Origin of the sequence: Bacillus sp. MMSF_3353 (assembly GCF_030733445.1) — a bacterium.
GTDB classification, from domain to species: Bacteria; Bacillota; Bacilli; order Bacillales; family Bacillaceae_G; genus Bacillus_A; species Bacillus_A wiedmannii.
Genome location: NZ_JASHJA010000009.1, coordinates 21,636 through 39,155 on the forward strand (window position 1 = coordinate 21,636; position 17,520 = coordinate 39,155).

The 17,520-nt window shown below is 39.3% G+C and carries 16 protein-coding genes; all 16 read left to right on the top strand.

Features of this window, described 5'->3' with window-relative positions; all coding sequences use genetic code 11:
* Window positions 1–6 precede the first annotated feature (6 nt).
* The 16 genes from RBB48_RS18945 (at window position 7) to RBB48_RS19020 (ending at window position 17,471) form a co-directional block, all read left to right on the top strand.
* The gene (locus tag RBB48_RS18945) at window positions 7–1,401 is read left to right on the top strand and encodes an isochorismate synthase (RefSeq protein ID WP_306007975.1); all 1,395 of its coding nucleotides are present in this window, start codon (window positions 7–9) and stop codon (window positions 1,399–1,401) included.
* Complete coding sequence (gene menD / locus RBB48_RS18950; protein ID WP_306007976.1) at window positions 1,398–3,152, top strand: 2-succinyl-5-enolpyruvyl-6-hydroxy-3-cyclohexene-1-carboxylic-acid synthase; 1,755 nt, start codon at window positions 1,398–1,400, stop codon at window positions 3,150–3,152. The genes RBB48_RS18945 and menD overlap by 4 nt, the downstream gene beginning before the upstream one ends.
* Window positions 3,149–3,961 (top strand): 2-succinyl-6-hydroxy-2,4-cyclohexadiene-1-carboxylate synthase, encoded by an 813-nt coding sequence (menH, locus tag RBB48_RS18955; protein ID WP_306007977.1) that lies wholly within the window; start codon window positions 3,149–3,151, stop codon window positions 3,959–3,961. The genes menD and menH overlap by 4 nt, the downstream gene beginning before the upstream one ends.
* Before the next feature lie 68 nt (window positions 3,962–4,029).
* Window positions 4,030–4,848, top strand: a complete 819-nt coding sequence (gene menB / locus RBB48_RS18960) for a 1,4-dihydroxy-2-naphthoyl-CoA synthase (RefSeq protein WP_088064682.1) — start codon at window positions 4,030–4,032, stop codon at window positions 4,846–4,848.
* Window positions 4,849–5,102: 254 nt separating this feature from the next.
* On the top strand, window positions 5,103–6,548 hold the full coding sequence (locus RBB48_RS18965) for an o-succinylbenzoate--CoA ligase (protein ID WP_141542724.1): 1,446 nt from the start codon (window positions 5,103–5,105) through the stop codon (window positions 6,546–6,548).
* Complete coding sequence (menC, locus tag RBB48_RS18970) at window positions 6,549–7,655, top strand: o-succinylbenzoate synthase (protein ID WP_088064680.1); 1,107 nt, start codon at window positions 6,549–6,551, stop codon at window positions 7,653–7,655.
* A gap of 324 nt (window positions 7,656–7,979) precedes the next feature.
* A complete protein-coding gene (locus RBB48_RS18975) occupies window positions 7,980–8,678 on the top strand; it encodes a response regulator transcription factor (protein ID WP_088609427.1) in 699 nt (232 codons plus the stop codon).
* Window positions 8,671–9,777, top strand: coding sequence for a HAMP domain-containing sensor histidine kinase (locus RBB48_RS18980; RefSeq protein ID WP_088064678.1), 1,107 nt, complete (start codon window positions 8,671–8,673; stop codon window positions 9,775–9,777). The genes RBB48_RS18975 and RBB48_RS18980 overlap by 8 nt, the downstream gene beginning before the upstream one ends.
* Before the next feature lie 82 nt (window positions 9,778–9,859).
* Complete coding sequence (locus tag RBB48_RS18985; RefSeq protein ID WP_088064677.1) at window positions 9,860–10,720, top strand: M15 family metallopeptidase; 861 nt, start codon at window positions 9,860–9,862, stop codon at window positions 10,718–10,720.
* Between the two features lie 276 nt (window positions 10,721–10,996).
* Window positions 10,997–12,097: an amidohydrolase/deacetylase family metallohydrolase gene (locus RBB48_RS18990; protein WP_088064676.1), complete on the top strand. Its 1,101-nt coding sequence runs from the start codon at window positions 10,997–10,999 to the stop codon at window positions 12,095–12,097.
* Window positions 12,075–13,178 carry a DgaE family pyridoxal phosphate-dependent ammonia lyase gene (locus RBB48_RS18995; RefSeq protein WP_088064675.1) on the top strand — a complete coding sequence of 368 codons (1,104 nt, stop codon included), beginning with the start codon at window positions 12,075–12,077 and terminating at the stop codon, window positions 13,176–13,178. Before RBB48_RS18990 ends, RBB48_RS18995 begins: the two co-directional genes overlap by 23 nt.
* Window position 13,179: 1 nt before the next feature.
* Window positions 13,180–13,935 (top strand): 2-dehydro-3-deoxy-phosphogluconate aldolase, encoded by a 756-nt coding sequence (gene dagF, locus RBB48_RS19000; protein WP_000181910.1) that lies wholly within the window; start codon window positions 13,180–13,182, stop codon window positions 13,933–13,935.
* The gene (locus RBB48_RS19005) at window positions 13,928–14,944 is read left to right on the top strand and encodes a sugar kinase (RefSeq protein ID WP_088064674.1); all 1,017 of its coding nucleotides are present in this window, start codon (window positions 13,928–13,930) and stop codon (window positions 14,942–14,944) included. Before dagF ends, RBB48_RS19005 begins: the two co-directional genes overlap by 8 nt.
* Window positions 14,944–15,669, top strand: coding sequence for a GntR family transcriptional regulator (locus RBB48_RS19010; protein ID WP_000539264.1), 726 nt, complete (start codon window positions 14,944–14,946; stop codon window positions 15,667–15,669). The genes RBB48_RS19005 and RBB48_RS19010 overlap by 1 nt, the downstream gene beginning before the upstream one ends.
* A 110-nt stretch (window positions 15,670–15,779) precedes the next feature.
* Window positions 15,780–17,105, top strand: a complete 1,326-nt coding sequence (gntP, locus tag RBB48_RS19015; RefSeq protein WP_088064673.1) for a gluconate permease GntP — start codon at window positions 15,780–15,782, stop codon at window positions 17,103–17,105.
* Window positions 17,106–17,273: 168 nt separating this feature from the next.
* On the top strand, window positions 17,274–17,471 hold the full coding sequence (locus RBB48_RS19020) for a YjcZ family sporulation protein (RefSeq protein ID WP_001290402.1): 198 nt from the start codon (window positions 17,274–17,276) through the stop codon (window positions 17,469–17,471).
* Window positions 17,472–17,520: the final 49 nt, after the last annotated feature.

The following is a 17,520-nucleotide window of genomic DNA, read 5'->3' on the forward strand; positions in this document are numbered from 1 at the left end:
ACAATTGTGATTCAAACGAAACAAATAGGCTTGCAAGAAGTTCTTAGTGCAGCCATTAAGCGTGCAACTGATGAAAAAATATTGGTGAGCTTCGTAAAACAAATAGACTGGATAGATCCGCTTCTGTTTTATGCAGCAGGAAAAAGGATCTCATTCGAAAATAGATGTTATTTTGCAGACCCAGCTCAGCATGTAATATTTGCTGGAATTGGCTCTGTTTTCACTATAGCAACTTCTTCTCACAAACGCTTTCAAACGGCTCGTGACGAGTGGGATAAAGTAAAAGAGAAAGCATTTGTACAAAGAGAAAGATACGAATTTGGAACAGGTCCTCTTTTATTTGGTGGATTTTCATTTGACCAAGAAAAAGAGAAAACCGACTTATGGAAAGAATTTGATGATACGACATTTTCACTACCAGCATTTTTATTAACTGTAAAAAATGAAAAAGCATGGTTAACAATGAATACATTCGTTTCAGCAACTGATTGTGCAGAAACTCTTTATAACGAAATTGTTTCTTTAGAAGAGAAAATTTTTTGGGAGAGTAAATGTGCACTCGAAGGATCGAAATTAACAGTTACTTCTAAAGTAGAAGTAGATCCGCAAGGCTGGATGAAGGCCATTGAGAAAGTGCAGGATGAGATGAAGCAGGGGAACGTGCAGAAGGTTGTATTAGCGAGGGAGCTAAAAGTAGAAATGGATCATCATATTGATTCTGCTCTTGTTTTAGAAGCACTTCGCATTGGGCAACCAGATTGTTACGTATTTTCTTTTGATTATAAAGGAGCATGCTTCTTAGGAGCGACGCCAGAGAGATTAATTCGCAAAGAAGATGAGAAGTTTACTTCGATGTGTCTTGCTGGTTCAACTGGTCATGGTCAATCTATAGAAGAAAGTAAACGAAATAGTAATGCGCTTCTTCATGATGAAAAGAATTTAGCTGAACACGGTTATGTTGTGAACATGATTCGAGGAGTACTAAATGAGCACTGCGAATCCGTTAATATTCCGGAAAGTCCGGGCTTATTAACAACGAAAAACTTAATTCATTTATATACGCCTGTAGAGGCAAAAGGCGATGCGAGTCTTTTGACAATGGTAGAAGAATTACATCCAACACCAGCTCTTGGCGGGACACCTCGTTTGGAAGCGATGAAACTGATTCGTGATGTTGAATTGTTAGACAGAGGGTTATATGGTGCACCGATTGGCTGGATAGATGATGAAGGAAATGGTGAATTTGCGGTTGCACTTCGCTGCGGATTATTAAATGGCGCGAAAGCATCCTTATTTGCTGGGTGCGGGATTGTAATTGATTCAGTACCGCAACTTGAATATGAAGAAACAAGCTTGAAGTTTAGACCGATGCTTGGTGCTTTGGAGGAATTAATGAAATGAACAATCATATAGAAGCATTATCATATTATTTAGGCGCGTTCGTGGATGAACTGACGCGTCTAAATGTATGTGATGTTGTCATTAGTCCAGGCTCACGGTCAACACCGATTGCTCTACTAATGGAACAACATGAAGGAATGAACACATATTTACATGTAGATGAAAGATCAGCGGGATTTTTTGCGCTCGGTATCGCAAAAGCAAAAAAACGCCCTGTTGCATTATTATGTACGTCAGGAACGGCAGCGGCGAACTACTATCCAGCTGTATGTGAAGCTTTTCATTCACGAGTACCGCTTATCGTCTTAACGGCAGATAGACCGCATGAATTAAGAGATGTTGGTGCACCACAAGCGATGAATCAATTCAATTTATACGGTACATTTGTGAAGCAATTTACAGAGATGGCACTTCCAGAAGCGAGTGAGGCGATGTATCATTATGCTCGCATGACGACGCAGCGCACGATAGCAAGCGCACTTCTAGCGCCGCAAGGACCTGTTCATCTTAATTTTCCAGTTCGCGAGCCGCTTATCCCAGATTTCTCATCAGAAAGTTTATGGGATAAAGGACGCGGGGAATATACAGGAGTAGTTCAGCAAGGGAACGTGATGATGCCGAGTGAATATGTAGATTCTCTTGTAGGGCGCCTTTCACATATGGAAAAGGGGCTTATTATTTGTGGAGATGATAGTCATTCAGAAATCGCAGCGTTTACGGCAGAACTAGCTGAGAAAACGGGATATCCAATATTAGCGGATCCACTTTCTAACATTCGTAGCGGACATCACGATAAAACGATGGTAATCGACTGTTACGATACATTTTTACGAAATGAGCTGTTAAAAGAAACGTGGAAGCCAGAAGTTATGATTCGTTTTGGTGGGATGCCTGTTTCGAAAGCATTAACGCAGTTCATCAAAAAACAGACGAAAGCTGTTCATATCGTTGTTGACGAATCTGGACAATGGAGAGATCCAGCTCTCGTTGCGACAGAAGTTGTCCAAGCAAGTGATATTGCATTTTGCAGTGCATTAATAGAAAAACTGCCAGTTATGAAAAAGAATGATTGGTTCGGAATGTGGCAACATATAAACGAAAAAACGAAGGAAACGCTTCGTGAAATGGAAACATATGAAACTGCATTTGAAGGGAAAGTTATTACGGATATCGTCCGCGTACTACCAGAAGGGGCAACATTATTTGCGAGTAATAGTATGCCAATTCGTGATACAGATTCATTCTTCTTCACATCGGATAAAAATATTCAAGTGATGGCAAACCGTGGTGTAAATGGGATTGATGGCATCATTTCGACAGCTTTAGGAGCGAGCATTATTTGCGATCCGCTCGTATTAGTTATTGGTGATTTATCATTCTATCACGATTTAAACGGATTATTAGCCGCAAAATTACATGAATTAAATATAACGATTGTCGTTGTAAACAATGATGGTGGCGGTATTTTCTCATTCTTACCACAATATGAGAAAAAGGAACATTTTGAATCATTATTTGGAACGCCAATTGGACTTGATTATGAGCATGTTGTCAAAATGTACGGCGGTTCATTTAGTCGTGTAAATGGTTGGGAGCAATTCCGAGAAGAGGTACAAAAGGGAACGACGACGGAAGGTTTACACGTTGTAGAAATTTGTACGAACCGTGATGAAAACTTAACATTGCACCGTAAATTGTGGGCAAAAACGCAGGACGTAATTACTACATCGTTGCAAGGTGAATCAAAATGAACGTAACGCTGCAAGGTGTATCGTATGAATATGAAGTAGTCGGAAGCGGGGAACCACTTCTACTTCTTCATGGTTTTACGGGAAGCATGGAAACGTGGCGTTCCTTCGTTCCTTCTTGGAGTGAGCAGTTTCAAGTCATTTTAGTAGACATTGTGGGGCACGGAAAAACGGAAAGTCCTGAAGATGTAACTCACTATGATATTCGAAATGTAGCATTGCAAATGAAAGAACTATTAGATTACCTTCATATTGAAAGAGTGCACATACTTGGCTATTCAATGGGCGGTAGACTGGCGATTACGATGGCATGTCTATATCCAGAGTATGTACATTCCCTTTTGTTAGAAAATTGTACAGCTGGGCTCAAAAGTGAAGATGAGAGAGAAGAACGTCGTGAAAAAGATGAGCGACTTGCCGATAAAATTGAGCGAGAAGGCATCAATAGTTTTCTAACGATGTGGGAAAATATTCCGCTGTTTGAAACGCAAAAACGTTTAGCACAAAACGCACAAGAAGCAGTGCGACAAGAAAGACTTGCTAACAATCCAAAAGGAATTGCAAATAGCTTGCGCGGCATGGGAACAGGGGCTCAGCCTTCATGGTGGAACGAGCTGCAAAACTTAAAAATACCTGTTCTTTTAATGAACGGGGAGCATGATGAAAAGTTCTTTCGCATATTAAAAAACATCGAAAAATGCATCTCTGACGCGAAATTTGTGAAAATTGATGGTGCTGGCCATGCAATTCATGTGGAACAACCGGAAAAGTTTGATACAATAGTAAAGGGATTTCTAAAAACTATGCAGTGATGCTTTTTCATCTAAGAAGGAAGCTACACTTATAGAGGAGATCAGAAATATACAAGGAGGTAGTTGTAATGGCTATTGAATGGGTAAAAGAAGGCAATTACGAAGATATTATTTATTCAACATACAATGGTATCGCAAAAATTTCGATTAACCGTCCTGAAGTACATAACGCATTCCGTCCTAAAACGGTAATGGAGTTAATCAACGCTTTTGCACAAGCTCGTGATGATGCAAATGTTGGCGTTATCATTTTAACAGGTGAAGGTGGACGTGCATTCTGTTCTGGCGGCGACCAAAAAGTTCGCGGTCATGGTGGATATGTAGGTGACGACCAAATCCCTCGTTTAAATGTATTAGACTTACAACGTCTAATTCGCGCAATTCCTAAACCAGTTATCGCAATGGTAGCAGGTTATGCAATCGGTGGTGGACACGTACTTCATATCGTATGTGACTTAACAATCGCTGCAGACAACGCTGTATTCGGACAAACTGGTCCTAAAGTAGGAAGCTTTGACGGTGGATACGGAGCTGGTTACTTAGCTCGTATGGTAGGCCACAAGAAAGCTCGCGAAATTTGGTACCTATGCCGTCAATACAGCGCACAAGAAGCGCTTGATATGGGCTTAGTAAACACAGTAGTACCATTAGAAGAGCTTGAAGCAGAAACAGTACAATGGGCACAAGAAATCTTAGCAAACAGCCCAATGGCACTTCGTTTCCTAAAAGCTGCATTCAACGCAGACACAGACGGTCTAGCTGGTATTCAACAACTAGCTGGAGATGCAACGTTATTGTACTACACAACTGACGAAGCAAAAGAAGGTCGTGACGCGTTCAAAGAAAAACGCAGTCCGGACTTCGGTCAATTCCCTCGTTTCCCTTGATCAAACCAAAAGCGGAGCCGACTGTTTAGCCTCGTAGGCTAAGGTTCTTTCGCACAGAAAGTGTTTTTTACTTTCTCGCTTAGAATGTGAGGGGGATGGAGCTTCTGACGAAGAGGCGCTTTTTGCCTCGTAGGAAGGCGTGAAACGACCGACTGTTCTAGCCGCTGTAGCTAGATGAGATCAACCGGAAACAAAATAACTAAGAGACTTGATGTCATATCAAGTCTCTTTCTTTCATGAAAGGAGAATGAGTGATGGAGACGATGCCAAATTGGTTAATGCAACGTGCATTTTTAACACCAGATCGCACTGCAATTGAAATAGAGGATGAAAAGGTTACTTTTATGGAGCTGCATGAAAAAGTAGTATCTGTTTGTGAACACCTCACGCATGTAGGAGTGAAGCGTGGGCAAAAGGTGGCTGTTCTGATGAAAAATGGTATGGAGATGATTACAGTTATTCACGCCCTATCTTACGTAGGTGCAGTAGCTGTGCTTTTAAATACGCGTCTTTCAAGAGAAGAGCTACTTTGGCAAATGGATGATGCTGAAGTTATATGCTTAGTGACGGATCAAGATTTCGAGGCTAAAGATGTTCCTGTATATTCGTTCGCCGAAGTGATGAATGGATCGAAGGCGGAAGCCTCTATACAAGAAGAATTCTCTTTAGAAGAAGCGATGACAATCATTTATACGTCAGGGACGACAGGAAAACCGAAAGGCGTTATTTTAACGTACGGCAATCACTGGGCAAGCGCAGTCGGTTCTTCGCTTAATTTAGGGCTTCGTGATGATGATTGCTGGTTAGCTTGTATGCCAATGTTCCACGTTGGCGGGCTATCTCTTTTAATGAAAAATGTTATGTACGGAATGCGTATTTTACTCGTTCCGAAATATGATGCTGATTTTATTCATAAAGCACTTCAAACGAGAGGTGTTACGATCATTTCTGTCGTTTCTAAAATGTTAACTGATTTATTAGAGAGACTTGGAGAAGAGACATATCCATCTTCTTTACGATGTATGTTACTTGGCGGAGGACCAGCGCCGAAACCGTTATTAGAAACTTGTGTAGATAAAGGAATTCCTGTGTATCAAACGTACGGTATGACAGAAACGTCGTCGCAAATTTGTACGTTATCCGCAGATTATATGTTAACGAAAGTAGGATCAGCTGGGAAACCACTATTTCAGTGCCAACTTCGTATTGAAAAAGATGGCGTAGTAGTACCGCCGTTTGTGGAAGGCGAGATCGTAGTAAAAGGACCGAATGTAACAGGTGGTTATTTTAACCGTGAAGATGCGACAAGCGAAACAATTCAAAACGGATGGCTTCATACTGGTGACCTCGGTTATTTAGATGGAGAAGGATTTTTATACGTACTAGATCGCCGCAGTGATTTAATTATTTCTGGCGGAGAAAATATATATCCGGCTCAAATTGAAGAAGTGTTGCTTTCTCATCCGATGGTAGCGGAAGCCGGTGTTGTCGGTATGACTGACGATAAATGGGGACAAGTACCCGCTGCTTTTGTTGTAAAAAGTGGAGAGGTAACAGAAGAAGAAATTCTGCATTTTTGCGAGGAGAAATTAGCGAAATATAAAGTGCCGAAGAAAGCGTGTTTCTTAGAGGAATTACCACGAAATGCTTCGAAAAAATTGTTAAGACGAGAGTTAAGACAATTAGTGGAGGAGATGTAAGTGGAAATAAAAAAAGCGACACTTCATATAACGGAAATGCCACTCGTAATCCCGTTTGCTGCAAGCTACGGAACGTATGAAAAGCGTGAAAGTATCGTCATTGAATTAGAAAATACGGACGGATACATTGGATTTGGCGAAGTTGTTGCGTTCTCTGAACCGTGGTATACGGAAGAAACGGTGAAGACAGCGCTACATGTACTTCAAGATTTTTTAATACCGGATTTATTGAAAGCTGAAATTTCTCATCCGAATGAAATACCAGGGTTGTTCAAGCATATAAAGAGAAACAGAATGGCAAAGGCCGGAATTGAAGGGGCTGTTTGGGATTTATATACAAAGCGTCAAAAGAAGTCATTAGCGACATTGCTTGGCGGAACTAGGACTGAAATTGAAGTAGGCGTTGTGATTGGTATCAATACAATTTCGGTTATGTTAAAACAAATCGAGAAGTATGCAGAAGAAGGATATGAGCGTTTTAAAGTGAAAATAAAGCCAGAGCACGACTACGAGTTATTGAAAGAAATTCGTAAAGAGTTTCCAAGCATCCCGTTAATGGCTGATGCAAATTCAGCGTATACATTAGCTGATACGGAGAAACTGAAACGATTAGATGAATTTCAATTGATGATGATTGAACAACCGCTAGCGGATTACGATTTTCTTGATCATGCACAACTGCAAAAGAAAATGGAAACGCCGATTTGTTTAGACGAAAGCATCCATAGTTTAGAAGACGCGCGCGTTGCGATTACGCTTGGCAGTTGCCGAATCGTTAATATTAAACCAGGGCGAGTGGGTGGATTAACAGAATCCATTCAAATTCATGATTACTGCATGGAGCATAACATATCAGTTTGGTGCGGTGGTATGGTAGAGATGGGGATTTCACGAGCACAAAATGTTGCGCTTGCTTCACTGCCAAACTTTACGATTCCAGGTGATATATCTGCCTCTAGCCGACATTGGGAGAAGGATATTATTTCGCCGGAAGTGATGCTTGAGGGCGGAAAGGTGATTGTACCGCAAAGTGTTGACACTGAGTATGAAGTAAATCGAGGAAGGCTGGCGGAAATCACGAAGCAGCGGATAGTTTTGGAGCGGTGAATTTAATCAGGATGCCCGCAAATAGCGGTAGGATTTTGTTGTTAATTGTCGGTAAGTCGATATATTTCAATAATCGTCGATATAATTTCATTTACAAAGGTTACTCCTGTGAGTAACCTTTTCGTATTGTACAAATTGGATAGACTAGTTTACAATCGAGCGTATAAAGTGAAACTTTAATCAGTGGGGGCATCCCCACTGATTATTAGTTGAACCAATCGGGCTTTTATGGGCAGTTGATCTTCCACCTAACTTCTTTGATTCACCCGAATTTTGAGGTGGGAGTCTTACTGCCCGCAAATAGCGGGGTAAAGGGGGAGTAAAATGAAGAACATTTCAATTTTAATAGCGGATGATGAGGCAGAAATTGCTGATTTAATTGAGATACATTTAGAAAAAGAAGGTTACCACGTCGTGAAAGCAGCTGATGGAGAAGAGGCAATTCATATTATTGAAACGCAGCCAATCGATTTAGTGGTTTTAGATATTATGATGCCGAAAATGGATGGTTATGAAGTGACGCGCCAAATTCGCGCGAAGCACCATATGCCAATCATTTTCTTAAGTGCGAAAACGTCTGATTTTGATAAGGTGACAGGTTTAGTATTAGGTGCAGATGATTATATGACGAAACCTTTTACACCGATTGAATTAGTCGCACGTGTAAATGCACAATTACGCCGATTTCTTACGTTAAATCAGCCGAAGGTAGCGGAGAATAAATCTGCTTTAGAGGTAGGCGGAGTCGTTATTGATCCTGAGCGAAGAACAGTGAATGTGTACGGAGAACAAGTTGAATTAACACCGAAAGAGTTTGATATTTTATATTTATTAGCGAGCCATCCGAAGAAAGTGTACAATGTGGAAAATATTTTTCAGCAAGTATGGGCAGATGATTATTATGAAGGCGGAAATACGGTTATGGTACATATTCGTACGTTGCGGAAAAAACTTGGGGAAGATAAAAGAAAGAATAAGTTAATAAAAACAGTTTGGGGAGTAGGGTATACTTTCAATGGCTAAAAAGATGAGAAGCTTTCGCTCGAAGATGGTTATGCTATTTGCGTTAAGTATGATATTTGCTGGTGGCGTAACGTATATCATTTATGAAGGATTACGGATTTATTATAAATTAGTCGTTCGTTTTGAGGATCCGTTAGCTCAATTTCGTTCCATGGTAAGACAAATTGGGGATGTTAATTTCTTTTTGATTATTTTCATTCCTCTATCCATTATGTTTTTCTTCTTCCTTACTAGGCCGTATTTAAAATATTTTGATGAGATTTCAAACGGAATTCATCATTTGGCAAACGGTGATTTTACAAATGAAGTGCGCGTTTCATCTAATGATGAGTTTGGATATATCGCACGTGAAATAAATGTAGCGAGTGAAAAATTAAAGGAAGCGGTTGAACGAGGAGACTTTGCGGAAAGTAGTAAAGACCAGCTCATTGTTAATTTAGCTCACGATTTAAGAACGCCGTTAACATCTGTTTTAGGTTATTTAGATTTAATTCTTAAAGATGAGAATTTGACGAAAGAACAAATTAAACATTTTTCCACAATCGCTTTTACGAAATCCGAAAGGCTGGAAAGTTTAATTGATGAATTATTTGAAATTACGAGAATGAATTATGGGATGTTGCAGCTGGACAAAAGACCAATTGATATAAGTGAATTGCTTATACAGTTAGAGGAAGAATTGTATCCGTTATTAGAGAAAAAGGGTTTAGAAGCGAGATTGAACATGGATTCTTATTTACCTATTAGCGGTGATGGAAAATTATTAGCGAGGGTATTTGAAAATCTTTTAACGAACGCGATTCGTTACGGGTATGATGGAAAGTTTGTCGATGTGAACGGATATATTGAGAGTGAAGAGGTAGTCGTACAAATTATTAATTACGGAGATAGCATTCCGGAAGAAGATTTACCGTATCTTTTTGATATGTTTTATACAGGTGATAAAGCAAGGTCAGAGCAACAAGGTAGTACAGGCCTTGGACTGTTTATCGCGAAAAATATTGTTGAACAGCATGATGGGAAGATTTCTGCTGAAAGTAATGTGATTAGGACGATATTTGAAGTGAGATTGCCAAAAGAAGAGAGCGGAGCAATTTAATAAAAATTTAAACTTTACCCCACTTTTTATTTTAATAGTTTTTTCTATTCTATACGTAAGTTACGTTAAGGAGGAACTAGAAATGAAAAAGTGGGTATTTATTTCTCTATTTATAGCATGTACAATCTGTGTAGGTTTTTATATATCACCGTTATTTCAAAAAGAGATCGATGTTAAAATTGCTGACAAAGATAATACGGTAAGAGCTGCGAATACGGAAAAGATAGAGATTACAAAAGAAGAAATTTATAAAGGGGATCTATTATTAGTTAATAAAGATTACCCAGTTAAAAAAGATAGTATTAGGTCTGACATTATAAATGTAAATCACAATAGTGAATTAGTAAGAGGTTACGTCATATTTGATAGAAATCTTCGCTTATCAAAGGGTGTTGTGAAAAATTTTTTGAACGTTGTCGATGCAGCTGGAAAAGATGGAGTACAGCATTTCTTAATGAGTAGCGGGTATCGAGATTTTAAAGAGCAAAGTAAATTGTATAAAGAAATGGGATCTGACTATGCACTTCCAGCAGGATATAGTGAACATAATTTAGGATTATCACTCGACATTGGATCTACGCAAAAGAAAATGGAGAGAGCCCCTGAAGGAAAGTGGATTGAAGAGAACGTATGGAAGCATGGCTTTGTTTTACGTTATCCGAAAAATAAAAGTCATATTACAGGCATTCAATATGAGCCGTGGCATATACGCTATGTCGGATTACCTCATAGTGCGATTATGCAAAAGGAGAAAATTACATTAGAGGAATATTTGGACTTCTTAAAAGAGAAAAAAGAAGTTTCAACTGATGTTGAAGGTAAGAAATATACGGTTTCTTATTATAAAGTTTCAGATCGTATGAACGTGAATGTTCCAGCGAATAAGCAGTATGAAATTTCGGGGAATAATATGGATGGGGTTATCGTGACGGTTCAGGAATAGATAAAGAGGTTGTTCCCTTTTGGAGCAGCCTTTTCGTATATAAGAAGGGGATTGGCGTTTTTTGTCGGTAAATCGATATTCCTTGTTGAAGCGTTGATATAAATTCCTGTACTATCATTATTTTGAGGAGTATCTTTTATTTCACCTTTAAACATTATAACGTTATATTTACTTCTCCCTTTTTTTGTGTTACGCTAAACGTGTGAAAGACATATAAAATGAAATTTTAATGTAAGCGTATTCTTGTGGCTTCTTATAGAAAAGGGTGGAAGTACAATGACAGAACGATTCGTACTACGTAATGTGAAACGTGTGAACGGGGAAGAGATTGACATTGTAATTGAAAATAATAAAATCGCACAGGTGACGAAAGCTGGTGCTGGCGAGGGTGGAAAGGTTCTTGATTACTCAGGTACTTACGTATCGAGTGGCTGGATTGATTTACACGTTCATGCTTTTCCAGAGTTTGATCCGTATGGCGATGAGGTGGATGAAATTGGCGTTAAGCAAGGGGTAACGACAATTGTTGATGCGGGTAGCTGCGGAGCTGATCGTATTGCAGATTTAGTACAAAGTAGAGAACAGGCGAAAACGAATTTATTTGCCTTTTTAAATATTTCTCGCATCGGTTTGAAACGAATTGATGAATTATCCAATATGGAATGGATAGATAAAGAGAAAGTAATAGAAGCAGTAGAAAAGTATAAAGATGTCATCGTTGGGTTAAAGGCGAGAATGAGTAAAAGTGTTGTTTGTGACAGCGGAATTGAACCGCTTCATGTTGCACGCTCGTTATCTCGTGAAACATCATTGCCGATTATGGTACATATCGGTTCAGCGCCTCCTCGCATTGAGGAAGTTGTACCTCTTTTAGAAAAAGATGATGTCATTACACATTACTTAAACGGGAAAGAAAATAATTTATTTGATGAAGAAGGCAAACCGCTACCTGTATTACTAGATGCAGTGAAGCGCGGTGTTCATTTAGATGTTGGTCACGGTAATGCTAGTTTTTCTTTTAAAGTAGCAGAAGCGGCGAAGCGTCACGGTATTGCCTTTAATACAATTAGTACAGATATTTACCGGAAGAATCGTATACACGGCCCAGTGTATAGTATGGCTCACGTTCTTTCGAAATTCCTTTACTTAGGTTATCTGCTAGAAGAAGTAATTGATGCGGTTACGAAAAATGCGGCAGAGTGGCTGAAAAAACCAGAGCTTGGCCGTATTCAAGAAGGCGATATTGCAAATTTAACTTTATTTACGGTGAAAGATGAACCGATTACGTTAATTGATTCAGAAGGGGATCAGCGCATTGCTGAAAGAAGAATTGATACGAAAGGGGTTGTAATCAATGGGTCATTCATTGAATGCTAAGTACGGATTAAAAAGAGTAATTAATGCGAGCGGTAGAATGAGTATTTTAGGTGTATCCGCTCCTACAAATACAGTTATGGATGCGATGAAACATGGTGGACAAAATTATGTGGAAATTGCAGATTTAGTAGATAAAGCAGGAGACCATATTGCGAGAATTCTAGATTCGGAGGCAGCAGTCGTTGTGAATTCAGCATCGAGCGGAATTGCGCTTTCTATCGCTGGTATCGTTACAGAAGGAAATCACCGTAAAAGTGAAAGACTTCATCAAGAGGTCATCGCGAAAAACGAAGTGATTATGTTAAAAGGTCATAACGTTCAATACGGTGCTCCTGTTGAAACGATGATTTATTTAGGTGGCGGTAAGCTTGTTGAAGTGGGTTACGCAAATGAAGGGAAAGCAGAGCATATTGAAGATGCGATTGGTGAAAATACAGCAGCAATTCTATATGTGAAATCCCATCATGCCGTGCAAAAAAATATGATTTCTGTTGAAGAAGCATGGGAAGTTGCGCAGCGAAATAACGTACCACTTATCGTCGATGCGGCAGCTGAAGAAGATATTCAAAAATATGTGAAGTATTCAGACCTTGCCATTTATAGCGGTTCAAAGGCAATTGAAGGACCAACTTCTGGTATTGTCGGCGGTAAACGAAAATATATCGAGTGGCTGAAAGTACAATTACATTGCATCGGAAGAAGTATGAAAGTTGGGAAAGAAACAACTTTCGGTCTACTTCAAGCACTTGATGAGTACGGAGTAAAACAAGATAAGAGTGAGCAAGAAAAAGAGTTATTACAAGTACTTATGCCGCTAAAAGAATTAAACGGTGTAAATGTAACGATCGTTCAAGATGAAGCAGGAAGAGCAATCTTTAGAGCACGCATTCACATTAACGAGAATGAGTTAAATAAATCAGCAAAAGATGTTGTAACAGCATTACGCGAAGGGGAAATTGCCATTTACACACGTGATTACGGAGTAAGACAAGGATTCTTTGATATCGATCCACGTCCACTTCAAGGTGATGACATACATGTAATTGAAGAAAAAATGAGAGAAATTGTAGGGGGAAACTAAAATGACAAACATTCAAAAACGTTTTTATAAAGGCCGCGTAGCATTAAATGTATTAGCGAACAATATTGAAAATGCGAAAGACATTTTTGAGGCCGCAGAAGGTTATGTAGTTGTTGGAGTGTTATCAAAAGATTATCCAACAGTAGAAGAAGCAGTTACAGCGATGAAAGCATACGGAAAAGAAATTGATGACGCTGTATCAATCGGATTAGGCGCAGGAGATAATCGCCAAGCAGCAGTTGTAGCTGAAATTGCGAAGCATTATCCTGGTAGTCATATTAATCAAGTGTTCCCTTCAGTTGGAGCGACACGTGCAAATCTTGGCGGAAAAGATAGCTGGATTAATAGTTTAGTATCACCAACAGGAAAAGTAGGGTACGTAAACATTTCTACTGGTCCAATTAGTGCAGCTGGAGAAGAAAAAGCAATCGTTCCAATTAAAACAGCGATCGCACTTGTACGTGACATGGGCGGAAATTCATTGAAGTACTTCCCAATGAAAGGTTTAGCTCATGAAGAAGAATATCGCGCAGTTGCGAAAGCATGTGCGGAAGAAGGCTTTGCATTAGAGCCAACAGGCGGAATTGATAAAGAAAACTTTGAAACAATTTTACGTATCGCATTAGAGGCAAATGTAGAGCAAGTTATCCCGCACGTGTACTCTTCTATTATTGATAAAGAAACTGGTAATACGAAAACAGAAGATGTGCGTGAGTTATTAGCGGTAGTGAAGAAGCTAGTTGATCAATATGCGTAAGAAAATTGCAGCATTCGGCGAAGTAATGATGCGCCTGCAAGTACCAGGATATGAGTTATTGTCGCAAGCTAACGCATTAAATTACTCCTTTTCTGGTACAGGTGTGAACGTTGCAGCGGCACTTTCTCATCTCGGGCATGAAGGCTTTCTTATTTCAACTTTACCGGAAAATTCTGTAGGGGATGCTGCGGTATCACATATTCAAAAGTTAGGCATTCGGACGCCGTTTATTTCAAGAGGCGGTAAATATGTCGGCATGTACTTTTTAGAAAATGGATTTGGCGCACGTGCAAGCCGCGTTACTTATTCAAATCGATTAGAAAGTAGTTTCAATACGGCATGTGAAGACATGTATCAATTTGAAGAAATCGCAAAGGAAATTGATATCGTTCATTTTTGCGGGATTACACTTGCGATGAATGATACGGTGCGCCATCATATGAAATCTTTAGCGAAAGCAGTGAAAGAAAACGGAGGAACTGTCGTCTTTGATTGCAACTATCGTCCATCTCTTTGGGGAGAAGACGGGTATAAGCAGGCGAAACCACATTATGAAGAAATGCTGGCTCTTGCTGATATCGTTATGATGAACGAAAAAGATGCAATGTTCGTTCTGGGAATGAAAACCGAGGAGACGGAGCGAGAGGCGCAACTTGTTGATCTTATTCCAAAGGTTGCTGAAACATATCATATCGCTACAATTGCTGGTACACATCGCTCTATTAATAGCGATAATACACACTCGCTTCGCGGGTTTATATGTAAAGATGGTGCGTTCACTTTTGCAAAAACACTTACGTTTTCTGTATATGATAGAATAGGTGCTGGAGATGCTTATACGAGCGGGATTATTCATGGCGAGATAGAAGAGTTTGCACCAGAGAAAGCTGTTTCATTTGCGTCAGCAGCTGGAATGCTTGCACATACAATCGTCGGTGATACGCCAATGTCATCAGAGAAGGATATACTTCGGGCAATGACGGCATCAGTAGGTGATGTAGAAAGGTAGTGGGTGTAACGGTGAACGTAACGAGGAAAAAAGGACCATTATATTTACAAATAAAAAATATTATTCGTGATCGAATATTGCATGGTGTATATGCGATTCATACGAATATTCCTTCCGAACCGCAGTTAGAAGAAGAGTTCAAAGTGAGCAAAATTACAGTGCGTAATGCGATTAAAGAACTTGCTCAAGAAGGATATTTAGAAAAGAAAAGCGGTAAAGGAACGAAAGTTATCCGTAATACTTCTGCGACAAAGTTGTCAAAGGGTAAGAAATTTACAGAAGTGTTAGTGGAAGAAGGATATAAAGTACAGAAGAAATTGCTCAAAGCAGAAATCGTTCATAATGAAGAAGGAACGGTGCCATTTCGATTATTCGGTAAGGAAAGTTTTCGCATTGAACGTTTATATACGTTAAATGATGCACCGTACATTCATTATACGCACTATTTCTCAGCACACATGGCAAGTACAGATTTATCGGACTTTGACTTGCAATCGCTTTACGATTTAGTGGAAGACCGAGGTATACATTTAGAAAACTTCAGAGATGAATTCGCTGTTGGGCTTGCGCCTAGTTTCGTTGCCGAAGCGTTAGGTGAAAAAGAGGGGACAGCGCTATTAAAACGTATGCGCTATTCTTACGATGAAGTTGGAGAAGTAATTGAATATAGCGAAGGCTACTACAACACAGAAATGCAGCATTATGTAGTGAATTATGACGTATAAAAAAGAGGGGATTCGCCCTCTTTTTTTATAAAGTGTTTCATTAGATTCATCCCGCACCAATTAGGTGCTTATTGCCTGCAAATACGGGATAAAAGTAAGGGGAATGAGAGATGGATATATACTTATTAATCGTCACGTTACTTGCAATCGCGATTGTTATTTTAGGGGTATCATGGTGGAAATGGCATGCATTTATTAGTTTAACAGTTGCAAGTTTATTTTTAGCTATCATGTCTGGATTGAATTTGACGAAAATAGTGACTGCCTATGAAACTGGTGTCGGTAGTGTACTAGGGCATCTAGTTGGTATTTTAGCTCTCGGAACAATTTTAGGAAAAATGATGTCCGATTCAGGGGCCGGCATGCAAGTGGCAGACTTCTTTATTCGATTTTTCGGTGTAAAGAAACTACCTTGGGCTATGTTATTTGCAGGATTTGTTATAGGGATTCCGGTATTTTTTGAAGTGGGGATCGTCATTTTATTACCACTTGTTATTTCTATTCGAAAAACGACGAAGCAAAATATATTATTAATTGCGTTACCTGTTATTGCTGGATTATCTATTGTGCACGGGCTTGTACCACCACATCCAGGGGCGATGACAGCAATCGGTATTTATAACGCGAACTTAGGAAAGGTACTTTTATATTCATTACTTATCGCGTTACCAGCAGCCATTATCGCAGGACCGATATTTGCAAAGTGGGTACATAAAAGGGTTATACCTGAAAATGAACCAGAGCTTGTTCGAGTTACGACTGTATCAACAGATTTACCAAGTCGTAAAGTTTCATTTTTTATTATTTTATTACCAGTTGTATTGATGATTTTATCAGTAGTTGCACCATATATTTCATTACCGAAAAAGATAACTGAATTTTTTGTATTTATAGGAAGTCCAGTAATTGCTTTACTTATTTCATGTTTTGCAGCATTTTATTTACTTGGAATAAGGCAAGGAATTAATAAAAAGGTGATTAAAAAATTAATGGATGAAAGTTTATTACCGGTCGGTTCCATTATTTTAATTATTGGTGCAGGCGGTGGATTTAAACAAATATTAATTGAAAGCGGCGTTGGAACAGCGATTGCCCAAATGGCAGAACATATATCGTTATCACCAATTGTGTTAGCTTTCATGGTAGCTGGATTAATTCGAATTGCAACAGGTTCAGCGACAGTAGCATTAACGACAGCAGCAGGGATTGTTTCACCAGTTATTCAGCACATGTCAGGTGTAAATTTAGAATTGCTCGTTATAGCAACAGGTGCAGGATCATTAATGTTTTCTCACGTAAATGATGCAGGGTTTTGGCTTGTAAAAGAGTATTTAGGATTAACGGTGAAGGAAACGTTTAAAACGTGGACGGTACTTGAGACATTGTTATCATTTATTGCATTTGGTTTTGCGCTTTTATTAAATACTTTTATTTAGAAGATACCTTAATTGGTATCTTTTTTTGATGAAGCCCATTTCCAAAAACAAGCCCGTTTTTAGGTAAGCCAAGCTTCCTATTCGCCCTGAAAACATACTATAAATGGAATCCCCTCATTTAGAGCAAGGTGAACTTGTTATGAATGATACTAAAGGAGGAATAGAGTAATGAGCGAAAAGTGTGAACACAGACATGATGATTGTAACCGCAGACACCATGGTTGCGGAGGCGGTTTTGCGCTTCTAATCGTATTGTTTATTTTATTAATTATCATCGGTGCTAGCTGCTTCGGCGGAGGCGGAGGCGGTTGTGGTTATGGTGGTTACGGCGGTTATGGCGGCGGCTATGGTGGATATTGCTGCTAATTAAAAACTATTGAAAATAGCCTTGTGCATACTGCACAAGGCTATTTTA

Excerpts from the sequence above, each read along its gene's own strand:
- menD (WP_306007976.1), top strand. The coding sequence starts at position 1,398 with ATGAACAATCATATAGAAGCATTATCATATTATTTAGGCGCGTTCGTG.
- menH (WP_306007977.1), top strand. The coding sequence starts at position 3,149 with ATGAACGTAACGCTGCAAGGTGTATCGTATGAATATGAAGTAGTCGGA.
- menB (WP_088064682.1), top strand. The coding sequence starts at position 4,030 with ATGGCTATTGAATGGGTAAAAGAAGGCAATTACGAAGATATTATTTAT.
- RBB48_RS18965 (WP_141542724.1), top strand. The coding sequence starts at position 5,103 with ATGGAGACGATGCCAAATTGGTTAATGCAACGTGCATTTTTAACACCA.
- RBB48_RS18975 (WP_088609427.1), top strand. The coding sequence starts at position 7,980 with ATGAAGAACATTTCAATTTTAATAGCGGATGATGAGGCAGAAATTGCT.
- RBB48_RS18980 (WP_088064678.1), top strand. The coding sequence starts at position 8,671 with ATGGCTAAAAAGATGAGAAGCTTTCGCTCGAAGATGGTTATGCTATTT.
- RBB48_RS18985 (WP_088064677.1), top strand. The coding sequence starts at position 9,860 with ATGAAAAAGTGGGTATTTATTTCTCTATTTATAGCATGTACAATCTGT.
- RBB48_RS18990 (WP_088064676.1), top strand. The coding sequence starts at position 10,997 with ATGACAGAACGATTCGTACTACGTAATGTGAAACGTGTGAACGGGGAA.
- RBB48_RS18995 (WP_088064675.1), top strand. The coding sequence starts at position 12,075 with ATGGGTCATTCATTGAATGCTAAGTACGGATTAAAAAGAGTAATTAAT.
- dagF (WP_000181910.1), top strand. The coding sequence starts at position 13,180 with ATGACAAACATTCAAAAACGTTTTTATAAAGGCCGCGTAGCATTAAAT.
- RBB48_RS19005 (WP_088064674.1), top strand. The coding sequence starts at position 13,928 with ATGCGTAAGAAAATTGCAGCATTCGGCGAAGTAATGATGCGCCTGCAA.
- gntP (WP_088064673.1), top strand. The coding sequence starts at position 15,780 with ATGGATATATACTTATTAATCGTCACGTTACTTGCAATCGCGATTGTT.
- RBB48_RS19020 (WP_001290402.1), top strand. The coding sequence starts at position 17,274 with ATGAGCGAAAAGTGTGAACACAGACATGATGATTGTAACCGCAGACAC.